Annotated in this window: 14 protein-coding genes; 8 read left to right on the top strand and 6 right to left on the bottom strand. The window is 54.2% G+C overall.

Annotated elements, in window-relative coordinates; translation table 11 throughout:
- The 3 genes from ACQY8X_RS19310 to ACQY8X_RS19300 all read left to right on the top strand — a co-directional run.
- On the top strand, window positions 1–504 hold a 504-nt coding region (locus ACQY8X_RS19310), incomplete at its 5' end, for a uroporphyrinogen-III synthase (RefSeq protein WP_428036764.1).
- Window positions 501–1,781, top strand: a complete 1,281-nt coding sequence (locus ACQY8X_RS19305; RefSeq protein WP_428036763.1) for a uroporphyrinogen-III C-methyltransferase — start codon at window positions 501–503, stop codon at window positions 1,779–1,781. The genes ACQY8X_RS19310 and ACQY8X_RS19305, both read left to right, overlap by 4 nt.
- Window positions 1,781–3,037, top strand: coding sequence for a heme biosynthesis HemY N-terminal domain-containing protein (locus ACQY8X_RS19300; protein WP_428036762.1), 1,257 nt, complete (start codon window positions 1,781–1,783; stop codon window positions 3,035–3,037). The genes ACQY8X_RS19305 and ACQY8X_RS19300 overlap by 1 nt, the downstream gene beginning before the upstream one ends.
- Window positions 3,038–3,376: 339 nt before the next feature.
- Here ACQY8X_RS19300 and ACQY8X_RS19295 read toward each other — a convergent pair whose 3' ends face one another.
- Both ACQY8X_RS19295 and ACQY8X_RS19290 read right to left on the bottom strand, forming a co-directional pair.
- Window positions 3,377–3,985 carry a uracil-DNA glycosylase family protein gene (locus ACQY8X_RS19295; RefSeq protein ID WP_428036761.1) on the bottom strand — a complete coding sequence of 203 codons (609 nt, stop codon included), beginning with the start codon at window positions 3,983–3,985 and terminating at the stop codon, window positions 3,377–3,379.
- A complete protein-coding gene (locus tag ACQY8X_RS19290) occupies window positions 3,963–5,186 on the bottom strand; it encodes a methyltransferase (protein WP_428036760.1) in 1,224 nt (407 codons plus the stop codon). Before ACQY8X_RS19290 ends, ACQY8X_RS19295 begins: the two co-directional genes overlap by 23 nt.
- 148 nt (window positions 5,187–5,334) lie before the next feature.
- On the opposite strand from ACQY8X_RS19290, the gene ACQY8X_RS19285 reads away from it, so the two are divergent.
- Complete coding sequence (locus tag ACQY8X_RS19285) at window positions 5,335–6,126, top strand: UDP-2,3-diacylglucosamine diphosphatase (RefSeq protein WP_428036759.1); 792 nt, start codon at window positions 5,335–5,337, stop codon at window positions 6,124–6,126.
- A 14-nt stretch (window positions 6,127–6,140) separates the two neighbouring features.
- Here ACQY8X_RS19285 and ACQY8X_RS19280 read toward each other — a convergent pair whose 3' ends face one another.
- Window positions 6,141–7,460, bottom strand: a complete 1,320-nt coding sequence (locus ACQY8X_RS19280; RefSeq protein WP_428036758.1) for an HD-GYP domain-containing protein — start codon at window positions 7,458–7,460, stop codon at window positions 6,141–6,143.
- Between the two features lie 157 nt (window positions 7,461–7,617).
- On the opposite strand from ACQY8X_RS19280, the gene ACQY8X_RS19275 reads away from it, so the two are divergent.
- Together ACQY8X_RS19275 and ACQY8X_RS19270 are read left to right on the top strand one after the other, a co-directional pair.
- Entirely contained in the window at window positions 7,618–7,839 is a 222-nt protein-coding gene (locus ACQY8X_RS19275; RefSeq protein WP_428036757.1) for a (2Fe-2S)-binding protein, read from the top strand.
- Window positions 7,840–7,864: 25 nt separating this feature from the next.
- Window positions 7,865–8,104: a Rho-binding antiterminator gene (locus ACQY8X_RS19270; protein ID WP_428036756.1), complete on the top strand. Its 240-nt coding sequence runs from the start codon at window positions 7,865–7,867 to the stop codon at window positions 8,102–8,104.
- Here the strand turns inward: ACQY8X_RS19270 and ACQY8X_RS19265 are convergent.
- A complete protein-coding gene (locus ACQY8X_RS19265) occupies window positions 8,101–8,979 on the bottom strand; it encodes a LysR family transcriptional regulator (RefSeq protein WP_428036755.1) in 879 nt (292 codons plus the stop codon). The genes ACQY8X_RS19270 and ACQY8X_RS19265 overlap by 4 nt on opposite strands.
- 238 nt (window positions 8,980–9,217) lie before the next feature.
- On the opposite strand from ACQY8X_RS19265, the gene ACQY8X_RS19260 reads away from it, so the two are divergent.
- Window positions 9,218–9,667 (top strand): acyl-CoA thioesterase, encoded by a 450-nt coding sequence (locus tag ACQY8X_RS19260; RefSeq protein ID WP_428036754.1) that lies wholly within the window; start codon window positions 9,218–9,220, stop codon window positions 9,665–9,667.
- Window positions 9,668–9,776: 109 nt separating this feature from the next.
- Here the strand turns inward: ACQY8X_RS19260 and ACQY8X_RS19255 are convergent, their stop codons facing one another.
- Window positions 9,777–10,640 (bottom strand): LysR family transcriptional regulator, encoded by an 864-nt coding sequence (locus ACQY8X_RS19255; RefSeq protein ID WP_428036753.1) that lies wholly within the window; start codon window positions 10,638–10,640, stop codon window positions 9,777–9,779.
- A 123-nt stretch (window positions 10,641–10,763) separates the two neighbouring features.
- Between ACQY8X_RS19255 and ACQY8X_RS19250 the strand changes: the two genes are divergently transcribed.
- On the top strand, window positions 10,764–11,405 hold the full coding sequence (locus ACQY8X_RS19250) for a glutathione S-transferase family protein (protein WP_428036752.1): 642 nt from the start codon (window positions 10,764–10,766) through the stop codon (window positions 11,403–11,405).
- A gap of 150 nt (window positions 11,406–11,555) precedes the next feature.
- Here ACQY8X_RS19250 and fba read toward each other — a convergent pair whose 3' ends face one another.
- On the bottom strand, window positions 11,556–12,596 hold the full coding sequence (gene fba / locus ACQY8X_RS19245; protein WP_428036751.1) for a class II fructose-bisphosphate aldolase: 1,041 nt from the start codon (window positions 12,594–12,596) through the stop codon (window positions 11,556–11,558).
- Window positions 12,597–12,816 lie beyond the last annotated feature (220 nt).

Genomic DNA, 12,816 nt, shown 5'->3' with positions numbered 1-12,816 from the left:
ATTGGTGAGCAAACCGCCAGCAAACTCCTGGAGTTTGGTATCAGCGCCACCAGATCGCCTGCTGGTTATGATTCGGAAGCACTGCTCTCACTACCCCGGTTGCAGCAGATGGATGACAAAAAGGTACTGATTATGCGTGGCGCAGGGGGGGGAGAAACACTCGCCGAGCAACTGAGTCAACGCGGCGCCCGGGTTAACTATGCCGATCTCTACCGCCGCAGCCTGCCCCACTATACCTCCGGACAGATCAGCAGTACTATCGGTGACACACCTCTTGCTGCGGTGCTGGTCACCAGCGGAGAGGCGGTCAGCAACCTGACTCAGCTGATCACAGATCATCATCTCAGAGCACTACAACATACAACATTGGTGGTACCCAGTGAGCGAGTTGCCCGAATTGCCAGCGAGTTAGGCTATACTCGGGTAATTACCGCCAGTGGGCCAGATAATCAGGCCATGGCAGAAACAGTTTTATCGACTATCGATATGGATGACAGAACATGAAAAAAAGCGGGAATAACAATCCAGCCACTTCCGACAAGCCAGAAGAAGTGATTGAGGGAGAGCTGATCGAAAAGGAGAGCGGCCCCGCCGATGAGCAAGAGACCAAAAAGAGTGATGCAGAAACGCCTGCAGATCAGAAGCCCTCTGCAACGCCGGTAGAAAAAGCCGCAGATAAAACACAATCAGAACCACCCAAAGCCAAAGCGACCACTACGCCGGTAAAAGATCAGCCGAAACCGAAAGCCAGTTGGGCAGGCCGGATCGCGCTACTGCTGGCGCTGATCGCCCTGACTGGTGTCGGTTACCTTTACTGGCTGCAACTCCAGACAGGAAGCCTGATACAGCAAAGTCAGCAAAATTCGGCTGCCGAACTCAATGGCACTCTGGAAAAAAACCAGCAACAGCTTAATCAGCAAATGGCTGCTCTCAACCAGAAACTGTCAGCCCTGCAGAATAAGTCTACCCAGGATCAGTCCAACATCAACGAACTGCAGGATCGTCTGACCCGCAGTATTCAGCAAGTCACTGCGGCACAGAAAAATGACCGGGCTGACTGGCTGCTGGCGGAAGTAGAGTATCTGCTGCGACTGGCCAACCAGCGGGTACTGATGGAGCAAACACCGAACGGTGCACTGCAACTGCTGCGCTCTGCCGATAAGATTCTCAGCGAAACCGACGATGTCACCATCTATGAGATCCGTAAAGCGGTTGCCGCCGACATCGCGGCACTGGAAGCGGTGCCTCAACTGGATACCGAAGGCGTGTTCCTGCGGCTGGGCGCGCTCAGCGCACAGGTAGATCAGCTGCAGGTGATTCCACTGACCGAGCAACACAAACTGCCCGAGCTGCTGGATCAGGTGAACAGCGAGGAGTTTGCCGCCAGCTGGAGCGCCGATATCAAGCAAGCCTGGGCAACACTGTCCGATAAAGCCAGTAAACTGATCGTTATTCAGGATCGCAGCGAGCCGGTCGAACCGCTGCTGTCCCCGCAGCAGAGTTACTATCTGCAACAAAACCTGCACCTGATGCTGGAGCAGGCACAACTGTCGCTGCTGCAACGCAAGCCGAAAAGCTACCTCAACAGCCTGACTAAGGCACAACAGTGGGTGGGGACTTACTTTGAACAGAACCACAGTAATACCCAGGCTCTGCTGAAAGCCCTGAAAGATCTGGAACAGGTTGAAGTGGCCCCTGAGATGCCCGATATCTCCGGATCTCTGAAAGCCCTGAAGAGCTACCTCAAAGAGATGCGCAAGCTGAAAGAGGGGGCTGCCTGATGAAACGCATATTTATCCTGCTGCTGGCATTTATGTTTGCCGGTACCTGGATCGGTCAGAAGATGATCCAGGATTCCGGCTACACCCTGTTCGCCTACGGCCAGACCACCGTTGAGATGAGCCTGTGGGTCTTTCTGGTACTGATTGTTGCGCTGTTTTTCGCCCTGCACTGGGGCATTAACCTGTTCAAGCGCTCCCTCAGATCAGGCACACATCTGCGCCTCTGGAGCGGCAGCCGTAAAAGCCGCATCGCTCATGACAAAACCCTCAAAGGCCTGATCGCCCTCTCTGAAGGCAACTGGTGGAAAGCCCAGCGTCTGTTATCCATCTCTGCTGATAACGCCGACCTGCCACTGATCAACTATCTGGCGGCTGCCCATGCAGCTCAGGAACAGGGCGATGAAAAAGCCTGTGACGAACTCTTGCAAAAAGCCCGAGCCTCCACACCGGAAGCGGAGATCACCGTTGGCATCAATCAGGCGCAAACCCAGTTAGCCCGGGGACAACTGGAGCCCAGTCTGGCCACCCTGCTCAGCCTGCGCAAGAAAGCACCGAAAAACACCTACGTGATGAAGCTGCTACGCAAAGTCTATATTCAACTGCATGACTGGCAGGCACTACAGCAGTTGATTCCTGAACTGCGCAAAAACAAAGCACTGAAACCTGAGAAACTGTTACAAACCGAGCAGCTGTGCTATCAGAAGCTGCTGGAGCTGAGTATTATCCTGCCAGACAGTGCCTCCCCCGATGAGAAGCGCAAAGCCCTGGCAGAAACCTGGCACAACATGCCCGGTCAGCTGACTCAGGATGATCATCTGGCCCGCCACTACACCCGTCTGCTGGTGAGCATCGGTGCAGAAGCCAAAGCGGAACCGGTAATCCGTGATCTGATCAAGCGCAACTGGGACAACGAGCTGGTCAACCTTTATGGCCGCATCGAAGGGGAAAACCCGAAGAAACAGCTGGATACCGCCCGCGGCTGGCTCAAGGATGATCCGCTGAATCCTGACCTGCTACTGACACTGGGACGACTATCCCAGCGCAATCAGCACTGGGGTAAAGCGGTCACCTACTTCGAGCAAAGCCTGGAACAAAGCCCCAGAGCCGAAACCCTGAGCGAACTGGCAAGGCTGCTGAAAAACCTTGGCGAAACCGACAAAATGCGCCAGCTAATGGATAAGCATCTGGGGGTTATCGGCGGCGGACTACCAGCCCTGCCGCTACCGCAGAAAGGGACGAAGCTGACAGCGGTTTAAGAGCCGTAGCTAGAACGCAACGAAGAACGCGTTGCTTGCTAGACGTCGCTTCGCGACTTGCTCGTAGCTAGAAAAAGCGGAAAGAAAAAAGCGTAAAGAGAAGAGAGCCGTGGGCTCTCTTTTTATTTGTGTACCACGGGCGCTACCGCCTTCTACCAACGCTGGTCATAGCACTAATCGCCGCGAGATACCCAGAGGGCATGCTAGCGAGCCGCCCTCAATAGCAAAGATAAAACCAATGGACCTGTTTGCTTGATGATTTTCTATCTAGCAAGGGCGCAGCCCGTCTAGCGAGTCGCGTAGCGACGTTCTAGCAAGCAACGCGCTCTTCGTTGCGGTCTAACCACTAGCAACTATTTCCCTCACCCGCTTCTGCAGCTCTGGCACCAGTTCCGCCTCAAACCATGGGTTGCGTTTCAGCCAGATGTTATTACGTGGACTGGGATGGGGCATGGGGAACACTGCCGGGGACTGGCCCTGACTACAATAATCCCGCCAGCGGGAAACGATCTCTGTGACTGATCCCTTCTCTTGCAGATGCCAAGCCTGGGCATACTGGCCAATCACCAGTATCAGTTGCAAGTTTGGCAGGCGATCCAGCAGTTGCTGGCGCCACTGGGGGGCGCACTCTTTGCGTGGCGGCAGGTCTCCTGACTTCCCCGTGCCGGGAAAACAGAACCCCATCGGCAGGATCGCCAGCTGTTTCGGGTCGTAGAAGATTTCAGCACCGATCCCCATCCACTCCCGTAAACGCTCACCGCTGGGGTCGTTAAAGGGGATGCCGGTTTCATGCACCCGTCGGCCGGGGGCCTGTGCTGCGACTAAAATTCTTGCGCAGGGGTCAAACTGGAACACCGGACGGACGCCATCTGGCAGATGGGGCAGACAGAGATCGCAGGCTTTGATACGGGCAATCAGCTGCGCATCAGTCAGTGTTTCTGATTTCACTTCTGGCCTCCTTTTTTCGGGCTGAAAGCATAATATTGCGCGGGGTGACAGAGCGATCACAGAAAGTGCCCAGCTCAACATGATAGCCATGGGACTCAAGGTCGCAGGCCAGATCCAACACCAGCCAGAGCTCAATCGCCCGGCGAAAACAGTTACGCAGCAGTGATAAGCGCATCACTTCACCATAGCGTTGCCAGCCCAGCGCCTCTGCTTCAGCCCACTGGGTTTGCACTGGTAGTTGCAGCTGCTCGCGCTCAGCCAGTGTGTGACAAAACTCACTATAACTACGTTGTAGCCACGCTTTTGGCACCGGTTTCATGCTGCGATACTGGTCGTCGCCCGACACCTGTTTACGCAGTTCTACAAAGCCCAGCTTCCAGGCCATCTCCCGATCACGGCTGATCACCTCTCGCTGCCCGGCGGTAACCGTCTCAGTCACCGCCAGACGCAGGTCGTCCCGGCTCAGCTGCAGTGATAGCCCTTTCGTCCTGGGTCGGTATCCATGTTCAACGCCAAACGCATAACAACAGGGAACGATATCCAACGCATCCAGATTCTGCTCAATCGCAACCCGATGTAAGGTGCGGTGCAGTTCGCCACAGGCATGCAGGGCGATGGCATGTTGTCCGCTCGCATCAAGTTGCAGCCCCGGTTGTAACAGGTCTACCACTGTAAATGACTGATAAATACCAAAGCGCCGCGCCTGCTGTGCGCCCATATGGCACAGATCGCTGTTCCACTCTAAGGTGGTCACCGGTTGCTGCCAGCTGTGTCCCAGAAGACGGCCCAGATGCCCCTTGCCACCGCACCACTCTAACAGTGGCGACTGCACCCGTCCGATGCCCCGGGCAAAGGCTTCGATCTGCGTCCGTTTGCGTCCTGGCATGCCATCAAAAAAGCGGTTATCCGGCGACAGGTATTCAGCGGGGGGGCGCTCGGGTAAGCGACATAAGAGGTTCAGAGATGAGACCTGTGCCAGGTAACGGCCGATCCAGTCCAGCAGCACAGCCGGATCATGATTAAAACTGGCCAGCTGCCGCTCATCCAGTGCCAGCAGCGCTTCTGTCAGCTCAGGATAGTGATTACACCACTCAGGCCGGTGCAGCTTGAACGGCTGCGGCCGCCACAGGTGTGCCGTGGCAACAAGCTGTTGATCAAGCTGCTGCAATCGCGAGTGCCAGTATGTGGATGATGTTGTCATGGCGCTATTCTAATCTTCAGCTGTGTTCCGACATAGCGCTTTGAGCTGATTTATCCACAGCCTTCTGTAACGATCTGTTCATCTTTTTTAAAGGTCACTGTCATTTTCAACCGCCATACTGCCCACAAACTGATTGATGGACGGTGATATGCAGAATATCCGCACCATGTTTATCTCAGACGTGCATCTGGGAACCCCGGATTGTCAGGCAAAACTCCTGAGCGAAGCCCTGACCCAACTCGCGCCGAAAAAGCTCTATCTGGTGGGGGATATTATCGATCTGGCGGCGATGCGCAAAAAGGCGGTGCTGCCGCAGGATCAGCAGTTGCTGATCGGCCAGTTCTGGCAGATGGCAAAAGATGGCTGTGAAATTATCTATATCCCCGGCAATCATGATGCACCGATGCGCAAGGTCTGTGGACTGAAGCTGGGCAAACTGCAGATTCGGCGTAAGGCGATCCACAAAACCCGCGATGGTCGCCGCTTTCTGGTGTCCCACGGGGATGAGTTCGATGGCCATGTGCGCATCCATCCACTGATGCTGTTACTGGGCGACCGCGGCCATCAGCTGCTGCTCTGGCTGAACCGGAGTTACAACAAACTGCGCCAGTGGCTGAATATGCCCTATCGTTCGCTGGCGGGTATGATCAAGCAGCGTTTCAGTACTGCGCAACGCTATATCGAACACTTTCAGCAAGCCGCCTGTACCGAAGCCAGCAGGCAGTCACTGAACGGCTATATCGGCGGCCACATTCATCAGGCGGGGTTTACCCACCTGAAAGGCGCACTCTACTGCAATGATGGTGACTGGGTCGAGCACTGTACCGCTCTGGTTGAAACCGAGAGTGGCAAACTGCAGCTTCTGGAATGGCCAACCAGGAAGGTGGTTACCGAACCATCCCCACCGTTACGGCTCTCGGGTGAACTGGCCCGCACATAATCAGCGGTTTATAACTACTCGATAAACAGATGAAAGTATTCGGAAAAGTTGTATTCCAGATCTCTGATCCGATCAATGGTGCGCTGATCAAGCACCTCGCCATGCCCCAATAATAAAACGCCGTCGTGGCTGATCAGATCCCGGGTCAGCGTCATGCCCGGTTTCAGATCCATACTCGAAACCCGCTTATCGTTATAGAGGTCGGTGATCGGTTTAAGATCATTCATCACCGTTTCCAGCGCATTCACGACATCCTGGTTATACCGCTCAGGTGCTCGATCCCGCATAAACGCCAGCGTTTCTGTAGCGCTCAGCTGGCGATGATCGTAGCGCCCGGAGGTTAGTTCGGTATAGTCATTCAATACGGTTAGTATCTGCGCGGCAGGCTCAATCTGCGCACCTTTAAGCCCCAGAGGGTAACCACTGCCATCAAGATACTCTTTATGCTGCCGCACCAGCGTCGCCGCCCGGTCGAGGGGCCTGACGATGGTCATGGCGGTGTAGGCATTATCAGGATGTCGCTGAAACTGACGCTGCTCCTCTGGATGCAAGTTCAGGTAAGGCGTTGCAAGCAGGTGGTCACTAAAACTCAGTTTACCCACATTTCGCAGCATCCAGGCCATTACCAGGTGTTTACGATCGGCTTCATCCAGGTCACACTTTTCTGCCAACAGACTCACCATCTGGTTCAGCCGCTGGTTCAGGCCACTCACTTTCTGCCCCATCCGCCGTAATGTCAGGTTGGAAAACATCCGCACCATCTGACGGTAACCATCGGCCAGCTGCTGATTCGCTTCATCTAGCTGCTTGCGCGACTGACTAATTTTTTCTCCATCCGCTTGTACCCGCTCAACCAGTTTCTTTTGCCGCAAAATAAACTGCTGCCGCTGCGTATCAAAATCCCGGTGCAGATCCCGGCGAAGATCCTGCAGCTCCTGCTTTAGCCGGGCAACCCGCAACGCCTGGCGCATCCGATAACCGAGGATCTGCGCATCTGATGGAAACTGAATATAGTGATGTACCAGACCATCTGCAGCCACCTGCCCCGCTGGCTCATACTGGCAATCAACGGTCAACAGAAAGCCTTCCAGCTGAGGGTTCAGCTCCATTAGCTGCTGTAACCGACTATGGGCCAGCTGTTCATCCGTACGCTGATCCAGCACCACAATATGAACCGTCTGAGACTCAATCAGAGAGATTGCCTGATCCATTCCCCCCGCAACCAGCAGGGCGGTCGGAACACTGTCCAGAACATTATCGAGCACACTTTTCAGTTGTTTTACATCGTCGCTATCCAAAGCGATAAACAGAATAACTGTCACATCCATATCCATCTGCTATCCTCAGTTTTCCAGAAGCGCCGCTAAAGGCGCTGGTAACACATAGCTTAACGCCGACGCGTTATAGCAACACCGGTTGCGTCTGCGGCTTAACTGTTTACGTCCAGCTATCAATATTGTAGCTATGACAGAAACGAAAAGGATAATCATAATGGGTACTCCTACACTCCGGCCCACTTTTGACACCACCGACACCTGGGTCTGCGCCTGTCGAAATATCCGCCGACAAGCATTTATTGATATCCTGAAGCAGCAGCAACTCACCACTATCGAAGCGGTGCGACAAGCGACCGCTATCAACACCGCCTGCGGGCTCTGTTATGAAACAGTGCAGGCACTGATTGATGAGCTAAACAGCAAATGTGATCAATAGCGGATCAATGTGTTATGCTCAGTGAATGAGTGACTATACCCCCATACTATGCGCCCTGCATGATAGTTATGAACTGGCCTGCATGCGTAATCTTGTTGATCTGGTGATCTGGCAGAACAGTGACGGCCATATCCTGCGGCAAAAGCTGCGCTATCTGACCATCAACACCTGTAACGGTGAAGAGTTTCTGCTGGCCGCCGATGAGAACGGCACACAGCTGCGCATCCGCCTGGATATGATTCAATCCATACCACCGGGTAGCTAACCGGCTTTAAGCGCACCGCGCCAACTGTCCCGGGCAGCAAACACCGTAAACAGCTGCACCATCTCCTGATCCGAATGTTCCCGCCAGACACAGGCCACCGTGCGTGTCAGCCCAAAATCAGAGATCGGTATACTCACGGTTCCCGGCTCGGTCACGGTTTCCGCCAGAATCGCTGCGGCCAGGTTGTTGCGCACCATAGTCAGCGCCCATGAGTCATTGTCGGTGCGGCAGGTAATCCGCGGTTGAGCCTGTTCGGCGAGAAAAACCCGTTTGCCTTCGTGCAGCACTTCACAGTTTTTGCGCAGCACCATCGGCAAACCATGCAGGTCAGAGAGACGGACGCTGGCACGATTAGCCAGATCATGCTGCCGGGACACCATCAGTTGAAAGCGCTCCTGATAAAGCGGCAACTGGGTTCGGGAAAAGTCATCGCCGCCCATCGAGGTCAGCAACATATCGACCCTGCCCTGCCCCAGCTTATTTGCCAGTTCTACTTTACTCCCGGTCTGCAGATGCAGTTCCATTTCCGGGTAGGTGGTATGAAACTCATGCAGCAGGTTATTGATCGGCGGGGTGTTCAGGGTATCCAGCATACCGATTCTTAACTGCCGTGGCCGGGGCGCATTCATCAGCTCACTCTTGGCGGCACTGCACTCTGCCAGAATCGAGAAGGCCCGATCTCTGAAGCGTGACCCGGCGGGGGTCAGAGTAACCTGTTTATGCCTGCGGTGTAGCAGTTCAGCCCCCAGTTCCTCCTCCAGCGTCTTGATCGCGGCGGACAGGGCTGGCTGGGTCACAAACATCTTCTCTGCCGCTTTGGTAAAGCTGCCGGTTTCCTGAACCGCGAGAAAATAACGAATCTGCCTAATCTCCATTAACCGGTTGCTCCTCTGGTAATCACTCCACCGCCCCTGCCTGACCAGGCTGATCGCCGCTGAGACCGACTAACGTCTCACCAGCACCTATAACTCTAATTTATAGATCGAATAATAATTAAAGATTTTACTTATTTACCAGATTAAACCTAAATAGACCTGTAGCACTAGTATCAGCACAACATAATTAAGCATAACACCGGCATTTCGCCGGATGGACAGACAGGTATACCCTAAGATGAGCAGTGAGATTCTGGAACGTTTTCCAACAACCATGGAGATCCCGATCGCCTGGGGCGATATGGATGCCTTCCAACATGTCAATAATCTGGTTTATCTGCGCTGGTTTGAAAGTGCCCGGATCGACTATTTTCGCAGCTGTGACTTTACCGCCGTGATGCAGGAAACCAATGTCGGCCCGATTCTGCGTGACAGTCGCATCCGTTACCGGATTCCCCTGACATTTCCCGGTAGCGTCATCTCGGCCTGTCGGGTCACCCGGCTGGAGCATGACCGCTTTACCATGGAACATCTGATCTGGAGTCCGGAACATAACGCAGTGGCCGCAGAGGGGGAAGGCACTATCGTTTGCGTTAACTACCGTAAAAATAGTAAAGCTGAGGTTCCCCCGCTCTATCGCCAGCGGATTATTGAGCTGGAACCCATCACCCCGGAGATTTTTGACTAACGGGCAAACGCACCCGTTATACCGTTCAGCCCATGAAGCAACGCCTGCTGTTGCTTCATCACTTTCGCTGGCCCTTCCGGGGGCCAGATTTTTTATCTTTCGATAGCCATTACCCGGCAGCTTGTAGTTGTTCTGCGGTGCATTGTGCCAGCCGTGCAATCCGGTCTGAACCTATATCCGGGTGATGCCGGGCAGCGGACTGCAGCACGATCTCAACCGTAGGCAGATCAGGCAGACCAAAGCTGGCCGGAACCCGGTACAGATCCGCAGGTACGCAACAGGATGACAGTGTGGTAACCGCCTCGCCCCGCCGCACCAGCTCAATCAGCAGCGCACAGTTACCACTGATACAACTCACCTCAAAAGAACGCCCCTGTTTGATCAGACCATCCACCGCGGTACTGTGAAACTTACAATCAGGCTCAACCAGCGCCAGCCGGATGGTCCGGTCTGGCGCAACAAAATCGGCTGTCGGGGCAACCCAGACGCCTTTGTCCTGCAGTAACAGATAGCCCTCTTCCCGATCCGGGCGGCGGGTGAGAATAGTCAGATCCAGTTCGCCCTTATCGATCAGCTCCCGCAGTTGTGCCGATGTCCCGGTTCGCACCTGCACCTGCATTCCCGGCAACTGATCCTGAATCTCCGACAGCAGTTGCGGCAACACCCCGGTGACATAGTCATCCGGACAGCCCAGCAACAACGGCCGGGATTCACCATCGGCACCCAGCACCCCCAGCGCTTCATCATGCAGCTTCATTATCCGACGGGCATAGCTCACCAGCTTCAGTCCTTCATCGGTCAGTTGCAGCTCTCGCCCCTCTTTCAGGAACAGCCGTTTATTGAGCTGCTCCTCCAGCCGTTTCATCTGCATACTCACCGCCGACTGGGTACGAAATACCTGTGCCGCCGCCCGGGTGAAGCTTCCGGTATCCACGGCCGCAATAAAAGTACGGAGCAATTCATGATCAAGCATCAGCAGTATTCATACCTGTTATCAGATTTATTCGTTTGTCGAACAACCAATTAAGCGCCAGACTCAGGTCTAAATCAATTGACTTAACAAACTTATTAAACAACACAGTAAAAGGATTTTCCTATGCAACTGGTTATCGGTAATCACAACTATTCCAGCTGGTCTCTACGGGCCTGGCTGCTGCTGCGTCAGTTCGAGCTGGACTTTGAAACGGTACGTATCGCCCTGTTTACCCCCGGCTCAGCGGAACAGATAAAAAGCTATAACCCGGCAGGAAAGGTCCCGGTGCTGCTGGATAACGGCCTGACCATCTGGGACTCGCTGTCGATCTGCGAATATATCAGCGAGCAGCACCTTGATGGTAAAGGCTGGCCCGCCGATCCTGCATTGCGCGCCCACGCCCGCAGCAGTTGTGCCGAGATGCACACCGGCTTTATGGCGCTGCGCCATGCGATGCCGATGAACTGCCGCCGTACGGTGGAAAACGTTGTTATCTCTGCCGAAGTACAACAGGATATCAACCGCATCCTGCAGCTGTGGAGCGGCGCACTCAACCTGAGTGCCTCAGAACAATTCCTCTATGGAAAGTTCTCCATCGCCGATGCCTTCTATGCCCCGGTGGTCTTCCGTCTGACCGGGTACGGCGTCAGCCTGCCTGAGCAACTACAAGCCTACTGCGACCGGGTACTGGCACTGCCCGCCTGTCAGGAGTGGCTGAAGCTGGCACAGGAGGAGAGTGAGGTCATTGAGGAGGAAGAGGTTTGAACAACGTATCTACAGCTAGTTGTTAGACGCACTGCGCGCTTGCTAGCCGCTAAATAAAAAAACCGCCAATTGGCGGTTTTATATTTTTCTGGCAAGTCGCGAAGCGACGTCTGGCCGCTAGCGACTCGACTATAAAACGCTATCAGCGGTTTATAGTCCGTATCTATCTGCCATGCCTTCCAGAGAGATCGGTACGATCTTATCTGCATGACCTGCAGTACCGAAGGCTTCGTAACGGGCGACACAGATCTCGCTCATCGCATCCATGGTCACTTTAAGGAATTTACGCGGATCAAACTCTGACGGATTCTGTGCCATGAAGCGACGTACCGCACCGGTAGATGCCAGACGCAGGTCAGTGTCGATGTTGACCTTACGCACACCGTGCTTAATACCCTCACAGATCTGCTCAACCGGCACACCGTAGGTCTCAGGAATCTCACCACCGAACTCGTTGATGATCGCCAGCCACTCCTGTGGAACAGAGGAAGAACCGTGCATCACCAGGTGAGTGTTCGGAATGCGGTCATGGATCGCTTTAATGCGGTCAATCGCCAGAATATCGCCGGTGGGTGGACGGGTAAATTTGTAAGCACCATGAGAGGTACCACAAGCGATCGCCAGCGCATCAACACCGGTTTTAGCCACAAAGTCAGCTGCTTCTTCCGGATCAGTCAGCATCTGGTCGTGGGACAGCGTGCCCTCTGCGCCCACACCATCTTCTTCACCGGCTTGTCCGGTTTCCAGAGACCCCAGACAACCCAGCTCACCCTCAACAGAAACGCCGCAGGCATGCGCCATCTCTACCGTACGACGGGTAACATCAACGTTGTACTCATAATCAGAGGGAGTTTTGCCATCCTCTTTCAGAGAGCCATCCATCATGACGGACGAGAAGCCCATCGCGATGGAACGCTGACAGATCGCCGGCGAGGTGCCGTGATCTTGGTGCATACAGACAGGAATATGCGGAAACTCAGCAATCGCCGCCAGAATCATATGCCGCAGGAAGTTAGAACCCGCATATTTACGGGCACCGGCAGACGCCTGAACAATTACCGGCGAGTTGGTCTTGTCAGCCGCTTCCATGATGGCGCGCATCTGTTCCAGGTTGTTCACGTTAAACGCTGGGATACCGTAGTTATTCTCTGCGGCATGATCCAGCAGCTGACGCATACTGATAAGAGCCATATCTTCACCTTTATAAAAAATTAAGCCGGGTTGCGGCTATAAATTCTAACGTAAGCAGCCGAACAGGTCAGCTGCTCTACTCTATATTCGAAATATTAAAGCTGGAAGTGCACTGAAAATCAGTATTTACACAGCCACCTTAGCGCTATCGTTAAGCTCTGCTATTAAGCTCTACTATATAAGCTTAAAGCGTTATAAGCGCAGAAAGTGCGCGACAAAG

Origin of the sequence: Amphritea sp. (assembly GCF_050300915.1) — a bacterium.
GTDB lineage: Bacteria > Pseudomonadota > Gammaproteobacteria > Pseudomonadales > Balneatricaceae > Amphritea.
Note: the sequence above shows the minus strand (reverse complement) of the source record. Positions and strands in the feature narration are given on the sequence as shown.

What these genes read in the sequence shown, in the direction of transcription:
- fba (WP_428036751.1), bottom strand. Translation starts at nt 12,596, where the DNA reads ATGGCTCTTATCAGTATGCGTCAGCTGCTGGATCATGCCGCAGAGAAT.
- ACQY8X_RS19260 (WP_428036754.1), top strand. Translation starts at nt 9,218, where the DNA reads ATGAGCAGTGAGATTCTGGAACGTTTTCCAACAACCATGGAGATCCCG.
- ACQY8X_RS19250 (WP_428036752.1), top strand. Translation starts at nt 10,764, where the DNA reads ATGCAACTGGTTATCGGTAATCACAACTATTCCAGCTGGTCTCTACGG.
- ACQY8X_RS19305 (WP_428036763.1), top strand. Translation starts at nt 501, where the DNA reads ATGAAAAAAAGCGGGAATAACAATCCAGCCACTTCCGACAAGCCAGAA.
- ACQY8X_RS19265 (WP_428036755.1), bottom strand. Translation starts at nt 8,979, where the DNA reads ATGGAGATTAGGCAGATTCGTTATTTTCTCGCGGTTCAGGAAACCGGC.
- ACQY8X_RS19270 (WP_428036756.1), top strand. Translation starts at nt 7,865, where the DNA reads ATGAGTGACTATACCCCCATACTATGCGCCCTGCATGATAGTTATGAA.
- ACQY8X_RS19275 (WP_428036757.1), top strand. Translation starts at nt 7,618, where the DNA reads ATGGGTACTCCTACACTCCGGCCCACTTTTGACACCACCGACACCTGG.
- ACQY8X_RS19285 (WP_428036759.1), top strand. Translation starts at nt 5,335, where the DNA reads ATGCAGAATATCCGCACCATGTTTATCTCAGACGTGCATCTGGGAACC.
- ACQY8X_RS19300 (WP_428036762.1), top strand. Translation starts at nt 1,781, where the DNA reads ATGAAACGCATATTTATCCTGCTGCTGGCATTTATGTTTGCCGGTACC.
- ACQY8X_RS19255 (WP_428036753.1), bottom strand. Translation starts at nt 10,640, where the DNA reads ATGCTTGATCATGAATTGCTCCGTACTTTTATTGCGGCCGTGGATACC.
- ACQY8X_RS19290 (WP_428036760.1), bottom strand. Translation starts at nt 5,186, where the DNA reads ATGACAACATCATCCACATACTGGCACTCGCGATTGCAGCAGCTTGAT.
- ACQY8X_RS19280 (WP_428036758.1), bottom strand. Translation starts at nt 7,460, where the DNA reads ATGGATATGGATGTGACAGTTATTCTGTTTATCGCTTTGGATAGCGAC.